Origin of the sequence: Pseudomonas sp. H26/SER47-MNA-CIBAN-0231 (genome assembly GCF_040310465.1) — a bacterium.
Taxonomy (GTDB): domain Bacteria; phylum Pseudomonadota; class Gammaproteobacteria; order Pseudomonadales; family Pseudomonadaceae; genus Aquipseudomonas; species Aquipseudomonas atacamensis.
Genome location: NZ_JBEOPW010000005.1, coordinates 268,328 through 285,096 on the forward strand (window position 1 = coordinate 268,328; position 16,769 = coordinate 285,096).

At 62.4% G+C, this 16,769-nt stretch carries 14 protein-coding genes; 9 read left to right on the plus strand and 5 right to left on the minus strand.

Annotated elements, in window-relative coordinates:
• Window positions 1-161: 161 nt before the first annotated feature.
• Window positions 162-1,526: an ethanolamine permease gene (gene eat / locus AAEZ10_RS10685; RefSeq protein WP_130929846.1), complete on the minus strand. Its 1,365-nt coding sequence runs from the start codon at window positions 1,524-1,526 to the stop codon at window positions 162-164.
• Between the two features lie 423 nt (window positions 1,527-1,949).
• On the opposite strand from eat, the gene kdpF reads away from it, so the two are divergent.
• The 6 genes from kdpF to AAEZ10_RS10715 all read left to right on the plus strand — a co-directional run bounded on the left by kdpF (window position 1,950) and on the right by AAEZ10_RS10715 (window position 10,128).
• Window positions 1,950-2,039 carry a K(+)-transporting ATPase subunit F gene (kdpF, locus tag AAEZ10_RS10690; RefSeq protein WP_007899818.1) on the plus strand — a complete coding sequence of 30 codons (90 nt, stop codon included), beginning with the start codon at window positions 1,950-1,952 and terminating at the stop codon, window positions 2,037-2,039.
• 8 nt (window positions 2,040-2,047) lie between these two features.
• Window positions 2,048-3,742 (plus strand): potassium-transporting ATPase subunit KdpA, encoded by a 1,695-nt coding sequence (gene kdpA, locus AAEZ10_RS10695; RefSeq protein ID WP_350569119.1) that lies wholly within the window; start codon window positions 2,048-2,050, stop codon window positions 3,740-3,742.
• A gap of 10 nt (window positions 3,743-3,752) precedes the next feature.
• Entirely contained in the window at window positions 3,753-5,810 is a 2,058-nt protein-coding gene (gene kdpB / locus AAEZ10_RS10700) for a potassium-transporting ATPase subunit KdpB (protein WP_350569121.1), read from the plus strand.
• Window positions 5,811-6,039: 229 nt separating this feature from the next.
• Window positions 6,040-6,585, plus strand: a complete 546-nt coding sequence (gene kdpC, locus AAEZ10_RS10705; protein ID WP_350569123.1) for a potassium-transporting ATPase subunit KdpC — start codon at window positions 6,040-6,042, stop codon at window positions 6,583-6,585.
• Window positions 6,586-6,729: 144 nt separating this feature from the next.
• Complete coding sequence (locus AAEZ10_RS10710) at window positions 6,730-9,381, plus strand: DUF4118 domain-containing protein (protein WP_076563740.1); 2,652 nt, start codon at window positions 6,730-6,732, stop codon at window positions 9,379-9,381.
• A 48-nt stretch (window positions 9,382-9,429) separates the two neighbouring features.
• The gene (locus AAEZ10_RS10715; RefSeq protein WP_350569125.1) at window positions 9,430-10,128 is read left to right on the plus strand and encodes a response regulator; all 699 of its coding nucleotides are present in this window, start codon (window positions 9,430-9,432) and stop codon (window positions 10,126-10,128) included.
• Between the two features lie 124 nt (window positions 10,129-10,252).
• On the opposite strand, the gene AAEZ10_RS10720 is transcribed toward AAEZ10_RS10715, so the two are convergent.
• Window positions 10,253-11,290 (minus strand): patatin-like phospholipase family protein, encoded by a 1,038-nt coding sequence (locus AAEZ10_RS10720; protein WP_039759961.1) that lies wholly within the window; start codon window positions 11,288-11,290, stop codon window positions 10,253-10,255.
• 214 nt (window positions 11,291-11,504) lie between these two features.
• On the opposite strand from AAEZ10_RS10720, the gene AAEZ10_RS10725 reads away from it, so the two are divergent.
• The 3 genes from AAEZ10_RS10725 to AAEZ10_RS10735 all read left to right on the plus strand — a co-directional run bounded on the left by AAEZ10_RS10725 (window position 11,505) and on the right by AAEZ10_RS10735 (window position 13,674).
• Window positions 11,505-11,783, plus strand: a complete 279-nt coding sequence (locus AAEZ10_RS10725; RefSeq protein ID WP_016770894.1) for a hypothetical protein — start codon at window positions 11,505-11,507, stop codon at window positions 11,781-11,783.
• 99 nt (window positions 11,784-11,882) lie between these two features.
• Window positions 11,883-12,644: a CHAD domain-containing protein gene (locus tag AAEZ10_RS10730; protein ID WP_350569132.1), complete on the plus strand. Its 762-nt coding sequence runs from the start codon at window positions 11,883-11,885 to the stop codon at window positions 12,642-12,644.
• A 235-nt stretch (window positions 12,645-12,879) separates the two neighbouring features.
• Complete coding sequence (locus AAEZ10_RS10735; protein ID WP_110601561.1) at window positions 12,880-13,674, plus strand: acyl-CoA thioesterase; 795 nt, start codon at window positions 12,880-12,882, stop codon at window positions 13,672-13,674.
• A gap of 1 nt (window position 13,675) precedes the next feature.
• On the opposite strand, the gene AAEZ10_RS10740 is transcribed toward AAEZ10_RS10735, so the two are convergent.
• From AAEZ10_RS10740 to AAEZ10_RS10750, 3 genes are all read right to left on the minus strand, one after another.
• Window positions 13,676-14,041: a DUF962 domain-containing protein gene (locus AAEZ10_RS10740; RefSeq protein ID WP_016770891.1), complete on the minus strand. Its 366-nt coding sequence runs from the start codon at window positions 14,039-14,041 to the stop codon at window positions 13,676-13,678.
• A gap of 229 nt (window positions 14,042-14,270) precedes the next feature.
• Window positions 14,271-15,752, minus strand: a complete 1,482-nt coding sequence (locus tag AAEZ10_RS10745) for a methyl-accepting chemotaxis protein (protein WP_350569134.1) — start codon at window positions 15,750-15,752, stop codon at window positions 14,271-14,273.
• A gap of 207 nt (window positions 15,753-15,959) precedes the next feature.
• A complete protein-coding gene (locus AAEZ10_RS10750; protein WP_350569135.1) occupies window positions 15,960-16,766 on the minus strand; it encodes a TatD family hydrolase in 807 nt (268 codons plus the stop codon).
• Window positions 16,767-16,769: the final 3 nt, after the last annotated feature.

The window sequence follows — 16,769 nt, forward strand, 5'->3', positions numbered from 1 at the left end:
ACCTTTGAGCGAAACGACTTCGCGGTGGTTCCATTCTAGGCCGCTTGCACCCGGTACACCCGAAATCCCTGTTGGAGCTGCCGAAGGCTGCGATCTTGTGATCTTGAAGAGCAAAGATCGCAGCCTCGTTTCACTCGTCAGCTCCTACAGGAGACGGGTCGTTACAGGCCGGTGAGCATCGCATCGGCTGGTGCATCGGCGCGCAGTTGCCCGGTGAGCATGAAGTAGCAGAACCCCACCGCCATGAAGCCGAGGAAAATCAGCCCGATCAGCGTGTTGAACCACGCCATCGCCACCAGGCAAACCAACGCCAGCACCAGCGCGATCAGTGGAACCAGCGGATAGCACGGCGCGCGGAAAGTACGCTCCAGATTCGGTTCTGATTTACGCAGTTTGAACAGGCTGAGCATGCTCATGATGTACATCACGATGGCGCCGAACACGGCCATGGTGATCATCGCGGCGGTGAGTGTCATGCCGCCGAGGTTGATCAGACCGTCGCTGTAGATCGCCGCGATGCCGATAAGGCCGCCAGCGATGATTGCGCGGTGCGGGGTCTGGAAGCGCGACAGTTTTGCCAATGAGGCGGGCAGGTAACCGGCGCGGGCGAGGGCGAAGAACTGTCGCGAGTAACCGAGGATGATGCCGTGGAAACTGGCGACCAGGCCGAACAGGCCGATCCACACCAGCATGTGCAGCCAGCCAGAGTTGTCGCCGACCACGGTTTTCATCGCCTGCGGCAGTGGGTCGTTGATGTTGGACAAGGTGCGCCAGTCGCCGACGCCGCCAGCGAAGAACATCACGCCCATTGCCAGCAGCACCAAGGTCAGGATGCCGCTGATATAGGCTTTCGGGATCGTGCGTTTCGGGTCCTTGGCTTCTTCGGCAGCCATGGCGGCGCCTTCGATGGCGAGGAAGAACCAGATCGCAAACGGAATCGCTGCGAACATCCCGGCAATCGCCGGCGCGCCGAAGACGTCGGAACCGGCCCAGCCATTCAGGGCGAAGTTGCTGAAGCTGAACGCCGGCGCGACCACGCCCATGAACACCAGCAACTCAGCCACCGCCAGCACGCAGACGATCAGCTCGAACGTCGCGGCCAGTTTCACCCCGAGAATATTCAGGCCCATGAACACGATGTAGGCGCCAACCGCTGCGTGTTTAGGGTCGAGCGCCGGAAATTGCACATTGAGATACGCGCCAATCGCCAAGGCAATCGCTGGCGGGGCGAAGACGAATTCGATCAGTGTGGCCAGTCCGGCGATCAATCCGCCTTTTTCGCCAAACGCGCGGCGGCTGTAGGCAAACGGCCCGCCGGCATGGGGAATCGCGGTGGTCAGTTCGGTGAAACTGAAGATGAAGCAGGTGTACATGGTCGCGACCATGAATGAGGTCACCAGAAAACCCAGCGTACCGGCCACGCCCCAGCCGTAACTCCAGCCGAAATATTCCCCGGAAATCACCAGCCCCACGGCAATGCCCCACAGGTGCAACGTGCCCAGCGTGGGTTTGAGTTGTGTGTTCATGCGCTTGCTCCCTGAAGGATTGGAAAGCTTCGGGAAGGGCGTGTGCAGTGGGCGTGCCATCGCCGTGAAACAAGTCGTAATGAGTTCAAAGCTGTCGCAGCGGGGATGTTCGCAGCTGGATGAGCGATTTTTGTGCGCCAGTTGGGAGCAGCGGAGTCTGTTATGCCGCCTTCGCGGGCAAGCCCGCTCCCACAGGTTTCTGCGTCGTCCGCTGAATTTGATTCCACCGCATAACCTGTGGGAGTCGGGCTTGCCCGCGATGAGGTCCGACCTGACGCTGCAAAAACCTGCTGTAAAGCCCGCATAAACCCACTCTTTACGCTTTCTTTATGACCCACGCCGGCCCTCGCTCTCGTTCCTTTACAGCCTCCTTCCCGACAATCCCTCCACACACGGCAATACGCCGTTACACGGAGATCTTCCATGAGCGTTCTGGACGGGGTGTCACTGCTGTTGGCAGTGGGGCTGTTCATTTATCTGTTGGTTGCGCTGTTGCGCGCGGACCGGAACTAGGAGCGGCTATGCACAGTTATGACTATTGGCTGATCCTCGGGTTTTTTGCGCTGGTCCTGCTGCCGGCGCCGTTCCTTGGGCGCTTCTATTACAAGGTCATGGAGGGCCAGCGCACCTGGCTGACGCCGATTCTCGGCCCGGTCGAGCGCGGTTGCTATCGTCTTGCCGGGGTCGATGCGCAGGCGGAGCAGAGCTGGCAGAAATACACGCTGGCGCTGCTGGCGTTCAACCTCGCTGGCTTCTTGTTGCTGTTTGCGATTCTGCTGTTCCAGGATCATCTGCCGCTGAACCCGCAAAACCTGCCCGGCCAGGAATGGACCCAGGCGTTCAACACCGCGGTCAGTTTCATGACCAACACCAACTGGCAGTCCTACAGCGGCGAAGCGACCCTCAGCTACCTGAGCCAGATGGTCGGTCTCACCGTGCAGAACTTCGTCAGCGCCGCCACCGGCCTCGCCGTGCTGGTCGCGCTGTGCCGTGGCATCGGCCGTAAGTCGGCGCAGACCCTCGGCAACTTCTGGGTCGACATGACCCGCGCCACCCTCTATGGCTTGCTGCCGCTGTGCCTGCTGCTGGCGCTGTATCTGGTCTGGCAGGGCGTACCGCAAACTTTCGCTCAGTATGTAAATGCCGTGACCCTGCAAGGCGTCGATCAGGTGATCCCGCTCGGCCCGGCCGCCAGCCAGATTGCGATCAAGCAACTGGGCACCAACGGTGGCGGTTTCTTCGGGGTCAACTCGGCGCATCCGTTCGAGAACCCGACCGCGTGGAGCAACCTGTTCGAAGTCGCTTCGATCATTCTGATCCCGGTGGCGCTGGTGTTCACCTTCGGCCATTACGTCAAGGACCTGCGCCAGAGCCGCGCGATCATCGCCTGTATGCTGGCGTTGTTCCTGATCGGCGGTGCGACGTCGTTGTGGGCCGAGTATCAGCCGAATCCGACCCTGAACAACGCCGCCGTCGAGCAGACCGCACCGCTGGAAGGCAAGGAAGCGCGCTTCGGTACTACCGCGACGGTGCTGTGGTCGGTGACTACCACGGCGGCGTCGAACGGCTCGGTGAACGGCATGCACGACAGCCTCACCCCGCTCAGCGGCATGGTCGCGCTGGTCAACATGATGGTCGGCGAAGTGATCTTCGGCGGTGTCGGCGCCGGGCTCTACGGCATGTTGCTCAACGTGCTGATCGCGGTGTTCCTCGCCGGGCTGATGATCGGTCGTACGCCGGAATACCTCGGCAAGAAACTCCAGGCCCGCGAAGTGCAATTGCTGGTGGTGACGCTGCTGGTGATGCCGGTCGGCGTACTGGTGCTCGGTGCGATTGCCGCCACGGTTCCCAGCGCTGCGGCGACCATCAGCAACCCCGGCGCGCACGGTTTCAGTCAGTTGCTCTACGCCTACACCTCGGCCAGCGCCAACAACGGTTCGGCATTCGGTGGCCTGGGCGCGAACACGCCGTTCCACAACCTGATGCTCGGCCTGGGCATGTTGATCGGCCGTTTCGGCTACATCCTGCCGGTGCTGGCGCTGGCCGGTAGCCTGGCGATGAAGAAAAGCGCACCGGTCGGCCAGAACAGCTTCCCGACCCACGGCCCGCTGTTCGTGACCCTGTTGACCGTGACCATTTTGCTGGTGGGCGGCCTGACGTTCTTGCCGACGCTGGCGCTCGGTCCTGTCGCCGAACATTTAAGTATGGGCTTCTAAGGAATCCATCATGAATATGCCTGCAATCAAACCCGCCGCCGTCAAAGCGCCGGAACAAGTCAAAACCGCGATCTCGGCCCTGTGGCGCCCGGCGCTGGTGCAAGCCTTCGTCAAGCTCGACCCACGGCAGCTGGCCCGTTCGCCAGTGATGCTGGTGGTCGAACTGACGGCGATTTTCACCACCGTGCTGTGCTTCCTTCCGGATGCCGACGTGCCGACCTTCGTCGCCGCGCAAATCGCCCTGTGGCTGTGGTTCACCGTGCTGTTCGCCAACTTCGCCGAGGCCCTGGCCGAAGGTCGTGGCAAGGCTCGCGCCGACAGCCTCAAGGCCGGCAGCGAAGGCCTCAGCGCCCGTTGCCGCCAAGCCGATGGCAGCTTCAAGATCGTGCCGGCTGCCAATCTGCGCAAGGGCGATGTGGTGCGAGTCGAAGCCGGGGAAATGATCCCCGGTGACGGCGAAGTCATCGAAGGTATTGCGGCGGTCAACGAAGCGGCGATCACTGGCGAATCGGCGCCGGTGATCCGCGAGTCTGGCGGCGACCGCTCCGCCGTCACCGGCAACACGCGGTTGGTGTCCGACTGGCTGCTGGTGAAGATCACCACCAACCCTGGTGAATCGACCCTCGACCGCATGATCGCCCTGGTCGAAGGCGCCAAGCGTCAGAAGACCCCGAACGAAGTCGCGCTGGATATCCTGCTGATCGGCCTGACCCTGATCTTTCTGCTGGTGGTCGTCACCCTGCAACCATTCGCGCATTTCGCCAACGGCAGCCTGCCGCTGGTATTCCTCGTGGCGTTATTGGTCACGCTGATCCCGACCACCATCGGCGGTCTGCTGTCGGCCATCGGTATCGCCGGGATGGATCGACTGGTGCGCCTGAATGTGATCGCCAAATCCGGTCGCGCGGTGGAGGCGGCGGGTGACGTGCACGTGCTGTTGCTCGACAAGACCGGCACCATCACCTTCGGCAACCGTCGTTGCAGCGCGGTGTATGCCGCGCCGGGAGTGACCGGCCGTGAGCTGGCCGAAGGCGCGCTGTTCGCCTCGCTGGCGGACGAAACCGCTGAAGGCAAGTCGATCGTCGAGTTCCTCCGTGGCCTGCATCCACAACCGGAGCCGGCCCCGGAAACCCTGACCGCCGTGCCGTTCAGCGCGGAAACCCGCTTGTCCGGCGTCGATTATCAGGGCCGCGTGTATCGCAAAGGGGCGGTGGATTCGCTGCTGGCGTTTCTCGGTCAGCAGCGCACCGATCTGGCCCCGGCGCTGGCGCGGGAAATCGACAAGATCGCCCAAAGTGGCGGCACGCCGTTGCTGGTCTGCGCTGACGGCAAATTGCTTGGCGCGATCCATCTCAAGGACGTGGTCAAACCAGGCATCCGTGAGCGTTTTGCCGAGTTGCGCAAACTGGGGATTCGCACGGTGATGGTCACCGGCGACAACCCGCTGACCGCAGCAGCGATCGCCGCTGAAGCCGGCGTCGATGATGTGCTCGCCGAAGCCACGCCGGAGAAGAAACTCGCGCGCATCCGTCACGAGCAGAACGACGGTCGCCTGGTTGCCATGTGCGGCGACGGCGCCAACGACGCCCCGGCGCTGGCCCAGGCCGACGTCGGCATGGCCATGAACGATGGCACGCAAGCGGCACGCGAAGCGGCGAACATGGTCGACCTCGACAGCGACCCGACCAAGCTGCTCGACGTGGTGCAGATCGGCAAGGAATTGCTGGTGACCCGTGGCGCGCTGACGACCTTTTCCATCGCCAACGACATCGCCAAATACTTCGCGATTCTGCCGGCGCTGTTCGCCTCGATTTACCCGCAACTGGGCGTGCTGAACATCATGCATCTGAGCAGTCCGCAGAGCGCGATTCTCTCGGCCATTGTGTTCAACGCTTTGATCATCGTTGTGCTGATTCCATTGGCGTTGCGCGGTGTGCGCGTGCAAGCAGCGAGTGCGGCGGCGTTGTTGCGGCGCAATCTGCTGATCTATGGCGTCGGCGGGATTGTCGTGCCGTTCGTGGGGATCAAGGTGATCGACATGCTGCTTACGGCGTTGCATCTGGTGTGAGGCTGAAAAGAGCCCCTCACCCTAACCCTCTCCCGGGGGGAGAGGGGACTGACCGAGGTGTTTGTGCGAGGTTCGCCGACCTGAAATTCCGAGCCTAACTCGGGTTTTGAACAGCACAAGGATCGGCTCCCTTTCCCCCTCACCCCCTTGGGGGAGAGGGCTGGGGTGAGGGGGAAAAATCTCCCTGACACCCCGCAAAAGTTTGCCCAACGAATTCGAGGATTTTGAAATGTCCACAATGATACGCCCGGCCCTGACCCTGTTGGCGCTGATGACCCTGATCACTGGCGTCGCCTATCCACTCGCGGTCACCGGCATTGCCCAGGTAGCCTTTCCCGACCAGGCCAACGGCAGCCTGATCCACGACGCCGACGGCAAAGTCCGCGGCTCGTCGCTGATCGCCCAGGATTTCAGCGGCGACAACTGGTTCCACCCACGGCCGTCCGCCGGGGCTTTTGCCACGGTCGCCAGCGGCGCCAGCAACCTCGCGCCAAGCAATCCGTCCCTGGCGACCCGCGTAATCGAAGACGCGCAAAAACAACAAGTCGCTGGGCAGGGGCCGGTGCCATTGGCCTTGCTGACCACCTCCGCCAGCGGCCTCGATCCGCACTTGCCACCGGCAGCAATTGCCTATCAACTGGCGCGTGTCGCGGCGGCGCGCAACCTGCCGGTGTCGACCTTGCAGCAATTGCTCGATAAGCACATCGAACAGCCACTGGTAGGACCGCCGGTGGTGAATGTGCTGGAGCTGAACCTGGCACTGCAAAACCTGTAACTCAGTTGATACTGATCGTTCCCTCGCTCTGCGTGGGAATGCATCAATAGACGCTCTGCGTCTGCTTTTATGGGACGCAGAGCGTCCCGGACTGCATTCCCACGCAGAGCGTGGGAACGATCATCAGGAAGAGAGACATCAAGCATGAGCGACTCCGGCCGCGCCGACGCATTGTTAGCAGACCTGCCCCGCGATGGCCGTGGCCGGCTCAAGGTTTTCCTCGGTGCCGCCCCTGGGGTCGGCAAGACCTACGCCATGCTCCAGGCTGCCCACACGCAACTGCGCCAGGGCGTGAAGGTCCTCGCCGGCGTGGTCGAAACCCATGGCCGCGCCGAAACCGAAGCCTTGCTCGGTGGCCTGCCGCAGCAACCACTGGTGCGCAGCGAATACCGTGGCGTGCTGCTTGAAGAAATGGATCTCGACGGCATTCTCGCGGCCAAGCCGAAACTGGTGCTGGTCGATGAACTGGCCCACAGCAACGCCCCCGGCAGCCGTCACGCCAAGCGCTGGCAAGACATTCAGGAACTGCTCGCCGCCGGCATCGACGTGTTCACCACGGTCAACGTCCAGCACCTGGAAAGCCTCAACGATCAGGTGCGCGGCATCACCGGCGTGCAGGTGCGCGAAACCCTGCCGGACTGGGTCCTGCAGGAAGCCTTCGAGCTGCTGCTGATCGACTTGCCGCCGCGTGAATTGCTTGAGCGTCTGCGCGAAGGCAAGGTCTACGTGCCGGAACAGGCCCGCGCTGCGATCGACGCCTTTTTCACCCAGACCAATCTCACCGCACTGCGCGAACTGGCAATGCAGACCGCCGCCGCGCAGGTCGACAACGATCTCGCCCAAGGCTATCGCCAACTCGGCCAGGCCGCGCCGGCGGTGCGCGGGCGTTTGCTGGTCGGCATCGATGGCGATGCGCAGGCCGAACGGCTGGTGCGTCACGCCAGCCGCGTCGCCCAGCGCCGGCATCTGCCGTGGAGTCTGGTGCATGTCGACAACGGCAGTGCCCGTGACGAGCAATCGCGGTTGCGTTTGCAAAGCGCCCAGCAACTGGCCGAACGCCTTGGTGGCGAAGTGGTGCTGTTGCGTGCCGGCGAAGTGGCGAAAACTCTGATTCAACACGCCGCCGAGCGCCGCGCCAGTCTGTTGCTGGTCGGCCAGTCGCGGCCGCGCTTGCGCCGTCGACTGTTCGGCGGTGGTCTGGCGGCGCGCCTGCTGCGTCAGGCGCACGGTCTGGAAATCAACGTGCTCGACAGTGATCACGAGCAGCACCAACCGCGCCCGCGTAATTCAGTCACGCTGGTGTGGTTCGACTATGCGCTGGCGCTGGTCGCGACGTTGTTGGCCACGGCCTTGGCTTGGGCGGTGTCGAGTGTGTTGCCGCTGCCGAACATCTCGCTGGTTTTTCTCGCGGCGGTGTTGCTGGTGGCGGTGCGCAGCAGCCTCGGCCCGGCGCTGGCCTGTGCGGCGCTGTCGTTTCTCACCTACGATTTTCTGTTCATTCCACCTAATTTCTCCTTCAGCATTCAGCGCGAAGAAGACGTGCTGACGCTGCTGTTCTTCCTGTTGATGGCGGCGCTCACCGGCAACCTCGCGGCGCGTCAGCGGCGGCAGTTGCAGGCTTTGCGCGATACGCAGGAAGAGACCAGCGAACTGCTCGACCTGTCGCGCAAACTCACCGCCGCGACCGATCGCCAAGCCGTGATCAGCGCTGCCGCGCAACACCTAGAAGGCTGGAGCGATGTGCAATTGTGCCTGCTCAACCGCGACGGGCAGGGCGGCTGGAAAGTCGAAACCGGCGGGCCGCTGCAATTCACCGAGGCCGAACGCGCCGCCGCCGATTGGGCCTGGCAACACGATCAACCGGCGGGCAAGGGCACCGGTACCTTGCCGCTGGGGCGTTGGTGGTGGTGGCCGTTGTCGGTCGAGGACGGGCCGCTGGCGTTGCTCGGTGTTTGCGCCAAGGAAGGCCAGAGCTTGAGCGGTCAGCGCCGGCGCTTGCTCACTGCGCTGAGCCAGCCGCTGGCGCAAGCCCTGGCCCGCGCGCAATTGGCTGATGACCTCGAAGCGGCGCGTCTGCACGGCGAAACCGAACAGTTGCGCAGCGCCTTGCTGGCCTCGGTGTCCCACGATTTGCGCACGCCGCTGACGGCCATGCGCGGCAGCATCGACAGCCTGTTGGCTCTCGGCGAAGCGATCCCGCTGGAGGATCGCCGCGAGTTGCTCGAAGGCACCCGCGATGAAGCCGAACGCCTCGACCGCTACATCCAGAACCTGCTCGACATGACTCGGCTCGGCCACGGCGCCTTGAAGCTGGCGCGCGACTGGGTATCGCCGGCCGATATCGTCGGCAGTTCGCTCAATCGCCTGCGCGCCGTGCTGGCGCCGCTGCAGGTCAGCACCGAGGTGCCAGCCGAGTTGCCGTTGCTCTATGTGCACGCGGCGCTGATCGAGCAGGCGCTGGTTAACGTGCTGGAGAACGCCGCGCGATTTTCGCCCAGCCATGGTCGCCTGCAACTGCGCGCCGGTGCCGATGAGCAGGAGATTTTCTTTTCGGTCAGCGATGAAGGCCCGGGGATCCCTGAAGAGGACCGAGCGAAGATTTTCGACATGTTCTACACCGCCGCGCGCGGTGATCGCGGCGGGCAGGGCACGGGGCTGGGGCTGGCGATCTGTCAGGGCATGGTCGGCGCGCACGGCGGGCGTATTTCCGTGGCTGACGGCATCGACGGGCGCGGCACCTGCATCACCTTGCACCTGCCGTTGCAGGCGCAACCGGGGATGGACGGTGAAGCTTGAAGTCGACTGCGCTACTCTCTTGCCAATCTATTGTGTTGATGTGAATTCATGAGCCAGACCGCGACCATTTTGGTCATCGATGACGAACCGCAGATCCGCAAATTCCTGCGCATCAGCCTCGCCTCACAAGGCTACAAAGTGCTTGAAGCCGGCACCGGCGCTGAAGGCCTGGCACAAGCCGCGCTGAGCAAACCGGACCTGGTGGTGCTCGACCTCGGCCTGCCGGACATGGACGGTCAGCAGGTCCTGCGCGAGTTGCGCGAGTGGGCGACCACGCCAGTGCTGGTGTTGTCTGTGCGCGCCAGTGAAGGGCAAAAGGTCGAAGCGCTGGATGGCGGCGCCAATGACTATGTGACCAAACCGTTCGGCATCCAGGAATTTCTCGCCCGGGTTCGCGCGTTGTTGCGCCAGGCACCGGCGGGGGAGGCGCAGCCAGCGGCGCTGAGTTTCGGCCCTCTGACCGTGGATCTGGCCTATCGGCGCGTGCTGCTCGACGGTGCCGAAGTCGCCCTGACCCGCAAGGAGTATGCGGTGCTCGCGCAACTGGCGCGGCATCCGGGGCGGGTGATCACCCAGCAGCAATTGCTCAAGGATATCTGGGGACCGACGCACACCGAGGACAGTCATTACCTGCGCATCGTGGTCGGGCATCTGCGGCAGAAACTGGCGGATGACCCGACCCTGCCACGGTTTATCGTGACTGAGGCGGGGGTTGGGTATCGGTTGTTGAGTGAGAACGGCCTGTAGCTTTGTAGTGGCCGATCCGGCGCTTTCGCGAGCAAGCTCGCTCTCACATTTGGAATGCATTCCCCTGTGGGAGCGAGCTTGCTCGCGAAGAGGCCAGAATAAACACTGAAGGACTTTCAGGATTTCAACCCTGCTCCTGCTCATACCGATCCAGCGTATCACTGGCAATCTCCCGCCCCAGCGCGATCAACTCCGGCGCTTTGTAGAACTCGAAAAACCGGCATACCCGCTTCGGCACGTTGATCAGGATGTCCGGCGGATACCCGGCAATCTTGTACTGCGCCAGTGAGGTCTGCATCACCTCGAAACTCTGGTTGATCAGATCCAGCAACGACGCTGGCCCGACGTTATCGATGATGAACGAACCGGTGGCGGATTTCGGCGCGCCTTCGCGTTCCGGAGCGGCAGCCGGTTGCTGGCTTTCCGGTTCGACGCCTTCGAGCCACGGGTTGATCTCCGCCGCCTCGGCGCGCAACGCTTCCTGTTCCAGCTTCAACAATTGCTCGGCCTGTTTACGGCGGAACGGCAACTTCGAACCCATGGATTTGATCAGACTGTCGAAGCGCGAACGGAACGCCGCTGGCCGCTCGATCACCGGCAACTTGTACTGGCGCTGATTGGTGGCGTTGAGGTTGACCGCGATGATCAGGTCGCAATGGCTCGATACCACCGGAACGATCGGCAACGGATTGAGAATGCCGCCGTCGACCAGCATGCGGTTGCCCTGCATCACCGGGGTAAACAGGCTGGGAATCGCCGCCGAGGCGCGCATGGCCTGATGCAGGCAGCCTTCCTGAAACCAGATTTCCTGCTGATTGGTCAGGTCGGCGGCGACGGCGGTGTAGGGGATGCGCAGGTCTTCGATGTTGATCTCGCCGACGATCTTGCGAATCTGCCCGAAGACCTTTTCACCGCGAATCGCGCCGAGACGGAAACTCACATCGACCAGGCGCAGCACGTCGAGGTAATCAAGGCTTTCGATCCAGCGCCGGTACTCATCCAGTTTGCCGGCGGCATAGATCCCGCCGACCACCGCGCCCATCGAACAACCGGCAATGCAGGCGATGTCGTAGCCGCGTTTTTCAATTTCTTCGATAACGCCGATATGGGCATAGCCCCGGGCGCCACCGGAGCCCAGCACCAGTGCGACACGCTTTTTCATCAAACTTCCTCCCGACAAGCCTGCACAATGCACGCATCGGCCAAGCGGCTCAATCGCCAAGGTCGTTGCGTGAAGCAGTGACGTCGTTTTTCGTTCGCGGCGCACGCTTGCGCGCTATGCTCTGCGCCACGTGGTTTGACCGGTCAGCGAGGCACTTTTTCACCGCTTGACCGTCTTACCTGCACGACTGTTGACCTACCTTGAGGTGTGAGTGATGAAAGCCTGGATCTGTGTACCGTTGATGGCTCTGGTTCTGGCCGGTTGCGCCGGCAAAACCGCGTACCGCGACAGCTGCGGCAGCCAACTCGACGCGGCCTGGCACGAACTGGACCTGGCCAAGGCTGAAGGCTTCGCCGGCACCGTCAGCTATTCCAAAGCGCTGTCGCTGCTGACCGCCGCCAAGACCCAGCAACAATTCGAAGGCTTCGAAGGCTGCAGCAAAAAAGCCGAAAAAGCCCGCTTCTACATTCGCGAGTCCCGCGCAGGACGTTAAAAAAGCAGCTGCAAGCTTCTAGCTGCAAGCGGCAAGCTTAAAGCGACCGCGTTCAGCTTGTAGCTTGCAACTTGAAGCTGTCCTACGGAGTAGACCCCCATGATCGATCGCTTGGTGGCTCATGTGTTGAGCCTGGATGTGCGGCTGCTGGCATGTCAGGCGCGCTTGACTGCGCGCACTGATCCCGAGGCGTTGCATGATTTGCGCACTACGGTGCGGCGGTTGCGCAGTCTGTTGCGGCCGTTGCGCGGCTTGCCGGGTGTCGAGCAACTGGAGGCGGCGGCGTCTGCGGTGGGCGAGTTGACCACACCGTGGCGTGATCGCGAAGTGCTCGCGGCGTATCTGCTCGAGCATGATCAGCCCGAGGCTGCGCAGCGGCGTCTGGCGCAAATGGCCGAAGCGTATCCGGCGCTGGCGGCGAGTGCGGAATTGGCTTCGTTGCTGATGATTCTCGACGCCTTTCCACGATTTTTGCGCGCGTCCCAGCGTCAGGGGCTGCTCAAGGATCTGGATAAACGCATCGAAAAACGCTTGGGCAAACAATGGCAGAAGCTCGACGCGGCGCTGCACGATCCGGCCCATGACCGCCATCGTCTGCGCCTGCTGATCAAGCGCGTACGCTATGGCATCGAAGCCTATCCCGAGCTCGATCGCTTGCCGAAACCGGCTTACAAACGCCTGAAATCGGCGCAAGGCGCACTGGGCGACTGGCACGATTGCTGGCAATGGCTGGCGCGTGCCGAGCAGGAAGCCGATCTGCAACCGTGCGTGGCCACCTGGCAGGCGGGGTTGATCAAGGCAGAGCTGAAGGCCGATCAAGTGCTGGAGAAGCTCAGCGCGACGTGTTTCAAACACTCCTGAAGATGGCTCTGTTCCCCTGTGGGAGCGAGCCTGCTCGCGAAGGGGCCGTGTCAGTCGCAATCGTTGTCGACTGATCGACCGCTTTCGCGAGCAGGCTCGCTCCCACAAGGTGATTTGTCGCTTGAAGGAATCGGGCCAAGGCCTATCTGTCAGCCCATTTGACCGGAATAGACGCTGCGTCGCCGCCCGGGGCTGGGTAAGATCCGCGCATTCCTTTCACGCTTCCGAGGTTGCCATGCGCTTTTGCGATCTGCTCGATGCTGTCCGCCAACAACCTGAAGTGACCATCCCCGCCGAATGGGGGCAGGGCCGTGCCAGTTTTGGCGGGCTGGTGGCCGCGCTGCAATTTGAAGCCATGCGCGCCAGGGTGCCGACGGAGCGCCCGGTGCGTTCGCTGGCGATTACCTTTGTCGGCCCGGTCGAGCCGGAGGTGCCGGTGAGTTTCGAAGTCGATGTGCTGCGTGAAGGCAAAGCCGTCAGCCAGGTGTTGGGCCGCGCCATGCAGAATGGTCAGGTGGTGACGATCATTCAGGGCAGCTTCGGTGCCTCGCGGCCTTCGGAAGTCGCCGTCGAAGCCTACCCGGCGCCAACGATGAAGCACTGGGACGAATGCCAGGAGCTGCCCTACATCAAAGGCGTGACCCCGGAATTCATGCGCCATCTGGCGATGCGCTGGAGCGTCGGCGGTATTCCGTTTTCCGGCACGGCCTCGCGCTTGATGGGCGGCTGGGTGCGGTTGCGTGGGGATGTCAAAGAGGAGTCGGTCAACGAGGCGCATCTGCTGGCGCTGGTGGATGCCTGGCCGCCGGCGCTGTTGCCGTATCTGAAGAAGCCGGCGCCGGGTAGCACGCTGACCTGGACCATCGAATTCGTGCAGCCGTTACACGACTTGAGCACGCTGGATTGGTGCCAATACCTGGCCGACATCGAATACGCAGCCGACGGCTACGGCCATGTCGCCGCGAAGTTGTGGAGTGCGAAGGGAGAGTTGATTGCCATGAGTCGGCAGACCGTGACGATCTTCGCCTGACTCAATGCCGACGGTGGCGCTCACGCCAGGCGCGCCACCAGCCACCGCTGAGAAAGAACCGCGGAAAGGTCAGAAACTGCTCGACCAGCAAACGTGACACGGCATCTTTGCGATCACTGAACGGCTCGGAGGCTTGCGCCTCCAGGCCGTGGCCGTGGCGCTGCAGACCCAGCGCCGCGATGATACCGATCACACCGATGGCGACGCTGGCCAGACTCAGGCTGAACACTCCCGACACGATCAACAGAAACGCCACGATGAACAACGGCACGGCAATCAAGTGCAGGACCAGATTGGTCGGATGCTGATGGTTGCCCGGGTACGCGCGCCATTGCCACGCGGGAAGGTTGGGGTGACGTTTGCCCATGTTTGCTACTCCTCGATCCATGTTGAACTTCATGGTTGAAGAATAGGCCCGGGCGCGGAGGGCGGCGAATCAAGGTTGGCTATTGAGTTGATAGCGGCAATGGCAATATTTGATGTCGCCTGAGCGGACGCCATCGCGGGCAAGCCCGCTCCCACAGTGTGCTCGGTGTACGCACAATTGTTGATTGTAGAAAATTCCTGTGGGAGCGGGCTTGCCCGCGAATAGGCCATCAGAGTTTCAACTGACCTATCGCCTTGTTCAGTTCCCCGGCCAACGTCGCCAACTCGTTACTGGTCGTCGCCGAATCCACAGTCTGCTGCACGGTGTTCTCAGTCACATCACGAATACTCACCACGGCGCGATTCATCTCCTCGGCAACCTGACTCTGCTGTTCCGCCGCCACGGCAATCTGCGTGTTGCTTTCGCGCATCTGCGCCACCGCTCCGGTGATTTCCGCCAGCGCCGCGCCAGCCTCCTGCGCCTGCTGCACGCAGTCGTCGGCCTTGTACGAACTCTCCTGCATGAAATCCACCGCATCGCGGGTGCCGGCCTGTAACGCGGCGATCATGCCGGTGATCTCGTCGGTGGACGCCTGCACGCGCTTGGCGAGGTTGCGCACTTCATCGGCGACCACGGCAAAGCCGCGACCCATCTCCCCGGCGCGCGCGGCTTCGATCGCCGCGTTGAGCGCGAGCAGATTGGTCTGTTCGGCAATGCTGTGAATCACGCTGACCACGCCGTTGATCTTCTGGCTGTCCTCGGCCAGGCGTTGAATCATTTCTGCCGTCTGCTGCACGCCGCTGGACAACCCGGCAATCGATTGCTGCACGCGCGCCACCACCTGCTGACCGCTTCCAGCGAGACCATCGGCGGTTTTCGACAGATCGCGGGTGGCGCCGGCGTGTTGCGCGATGTGATAAACGGTGGCGGTCATTTCGTTGATCGCGGTGGCAGCCTGGTCGGTTTCGCTTTGCTGGCCGAGCATGCCGTGGCGCACATCATTCATGCTCGAGGCCAGCCGCGCAGCGCCGTCATCCAGTTGTCGCGCGGTGCTGGCAACGGTGGTCACGACGCGTTGATAACCGGCCTGCATGGCGTTGAAGGCATTGGCCATCTGCCCGACTTCGTCCTTGCCCACCAGCGGCACACGAGCAGAAAGATCGCCGGTTTTTTCAACGTGCAGCATCACGTCTTTCAACGTGTTGAGCTGGCTGAGCAGAAAGCGGATCAACAATTGCGAGGCACCGAGCATTGCCAGCATCAGGATGAATACCGCCAGCGCATAGTTAGCGAAACGCTCGCTGAACACCTGGCTCAGGCTCGGGGCATAGGCGATGACCGCCACTTGCTCGCCGTCGGTACGGCTGAACACTTCGGCGCCGATCAATGGGTCGTCACCGAACAGTGGCATTTCATTGATGACGTTCCAGCCGTTGCTGCCGCTGATTTCCAGCAGCGGTTGATCATTGAGACGCGGCGCTTCACCGCGCTTGAAGGTCAGCACCTGAGCGGACTTGGGCAACGATTGCCCGAGCGGCCAGGCCTTGAGCAATTGCGCCTGCGCCTGCGCGGATGCCTGCGAGGCATGACTGCGGGCCTGTTGTTCGAGATGCACGGCGTACAGTACGAGCAGCAGGGTGGTGACAAAGGCGACCGCATTGACCGCCCAGAATTTGTATTTCAGCGAGATGTTGCTAAGCCAGGCACCCATGGAGGTCTTCTCTGATAGCGGAAACAGTTTTGGCAAGGTGCCATTATTGTGCCGCTATGCAGATTCGGGAGTTTTGATATGAATCAACAGATGCCGAGATCTATTGTGGGAGCGAGCCTGCTCGCGAAAGCGCTGCGTCATTCAGCCCATTTGTAGCTGATCCACCGCCTTCGCGAGCAGGCTCGCTCCCACAGGGGAGGTGTGCAGTCAGGTGAGAATGGGGAGTTTAAAGAACGCTCGGGCACACGCGGTGGTATGTGCGGCCAGCGCTTCCTCGGTCTCGCCGCGATGCAACGCCACCTCGCGCAGCACTTCGCTCAGATACGCCGGTTCGTTGCGGCCGTTTTTCGGCTTCGGCCGCAACGTGCGCGGTAGCAGATATGGCGCGTCGCTTTCCAGCATCAGCCGTCCCGCTTTGATCTCTTTGACCAGTGGATGCAGATGCGTGCCCCGGCGTTCGTCGCAGATCCAGCCGGTGATGCCGATGTGCAGATCCAGATCGAGGTAGCTGAACAAGGCCTTTTGCTCGCCAGTGAAGCAGTGCACCACCGCCGCCGGCAGTTGATCGCGGAAGTCCTTGAGGATCTCCAGCAGCCGCTGGCTGGCATCGCGCTCGTGCAGGAACACCGGCAATTGCAGTTCGACGGCCAGCGCCAGATGTTCTTCCAGGACCTTTTCCTGTTGCGGGCGCGGGGAGAAGTCGCGGTTGAAATCCAGCCCGCATTCGCCCACCGCGACGACGTTGGATTCGTTCAACAGACTGCGCAGGCGACGAGCACTGTCAGCGTTCCAGTCGCTGGCCGAATGCGGGTGAATACCGGCGGTGGCGAACAGCCGTTGGCCGCTTTCATCCAGTTGCTGGCACAGTTCCAGCGCCTGCTCGCTGCCCTCGACGCTGGTGCCAGTCAGCACCAGTTGGCAGACGCCTGCGGCATAGGCGCGGTCGAGCACGGCCTGGTGTTTGTCGGCGAAACTGGGGTTGGTCAGGTTGACGCCGATATCGATGAGTTGCATGGT

What these genes read in the sequence shown, in the direction of transcription:
- AAEZ10_RS10720 (WP_039759961.1), bottom strand. Translation starts at nt 11,290, where the DNA reads ATGAAAAAGCGTGTCGCACTGGTGCTGGGCTCCGGTGGCGCCCGGGGC.
- kdpB (WP_350569121.1), top strand. Translation starts at nt 3,753, where the DNA reads ATGAATATGCCTGCAATCAAACCCGCCGCCGTCAAAGCGCCGGAACAA.
- kdpF (WP_007899818.1), top strand. Translation starts at nt 1,950, where the DNA reads ATGAGCGTTCTGGACGGGGTGTCACTGCTGTTGGCAGTGGGGCTGTTC.
- AAEZ10_RS10710 (WP_076563740.1), top strand. Translation starts at nt 6,730, where the DNA reads ATGAGCGACTCCGGCCGCGCCGACGCATTGTTAGCAGACCTGCCCCGC.
- AAEZ10_RS10730 (WP_350569132.1), top strand. Translation starts at nt 11,883, where the DNA reads ATGATCGATCGCTTGGTGGCTCATGTGTTGAGCCTGGATGTGCGGCTG.
- eat (WP_130929846.1), bottom strand. Translation starts at nt 1,526, where the DNA reads ATGAACACACAACTCAAACCCACGCTGGGCACGTTGCACCTGTGGGGC.
- AAEZ10_RS10745 (WP_350569134.1), bottom strand. Translation starts at nt 15,752, where the DNA reads ATGGGTGCCTGGCTTAGCAACATCTCGCTGAAATACAAATTCTGGGCG.
- AAEZ10_RS10725 (WP_016770894.1), top strand. Translation starts at nt 11,505, where the DNA reads ATGAAAGCCTGGATCTGTGTACCGTTGATGGCTCTGGTTCTGGCCGGT.
- AAEZ10_RS10750 (WP_350569135.1), bottom strand. Translation starts at nt 16,766, where the DNA reads ATGCAACTCATCGATATCGGCGTCAACCTGACCAACCCCAGTTTCGCC.
- kdpC (WP_350569123.1), top strand. Translation starts at nt 6,040, where the DNA reads ATGTCCACAATGATACGCCCGGCCCTGACCCTGTTGGCGCTGATGACC.
- kdpA (WP_350569119.1), top strand. Translation starts at nt 2,048, where the DNA reads ATGCACAGTTATGACTATTGGCTGATCCTCGGGTTTTTTGCGCTGGTC.
- AAEZ10_RS10740 (WP_016770891.1), bottom strand. Translation starts at nt 14,041, where the DNA reads ATGGGCAAACGTCACCCCAACCTTCCCGCGTGGCAATGGCGCGCGTAC.
- AAEZ10_RS10715 (WP_350569125.1), top strand. Translation starts at nt 9,430, where the DNA reads ATGAGCCAGACCGCGACCATTTTGGTCATCGATGACGAACCGCAGATC.
- AAEZ10_RS10735 (WP_110601561.1), top strand. Translation starts at nt 12,880, where the DNA reads ATGCGCTTTTGCGATCTGCTCGATGCTGTCCGCCAACAACCTGAAGTG.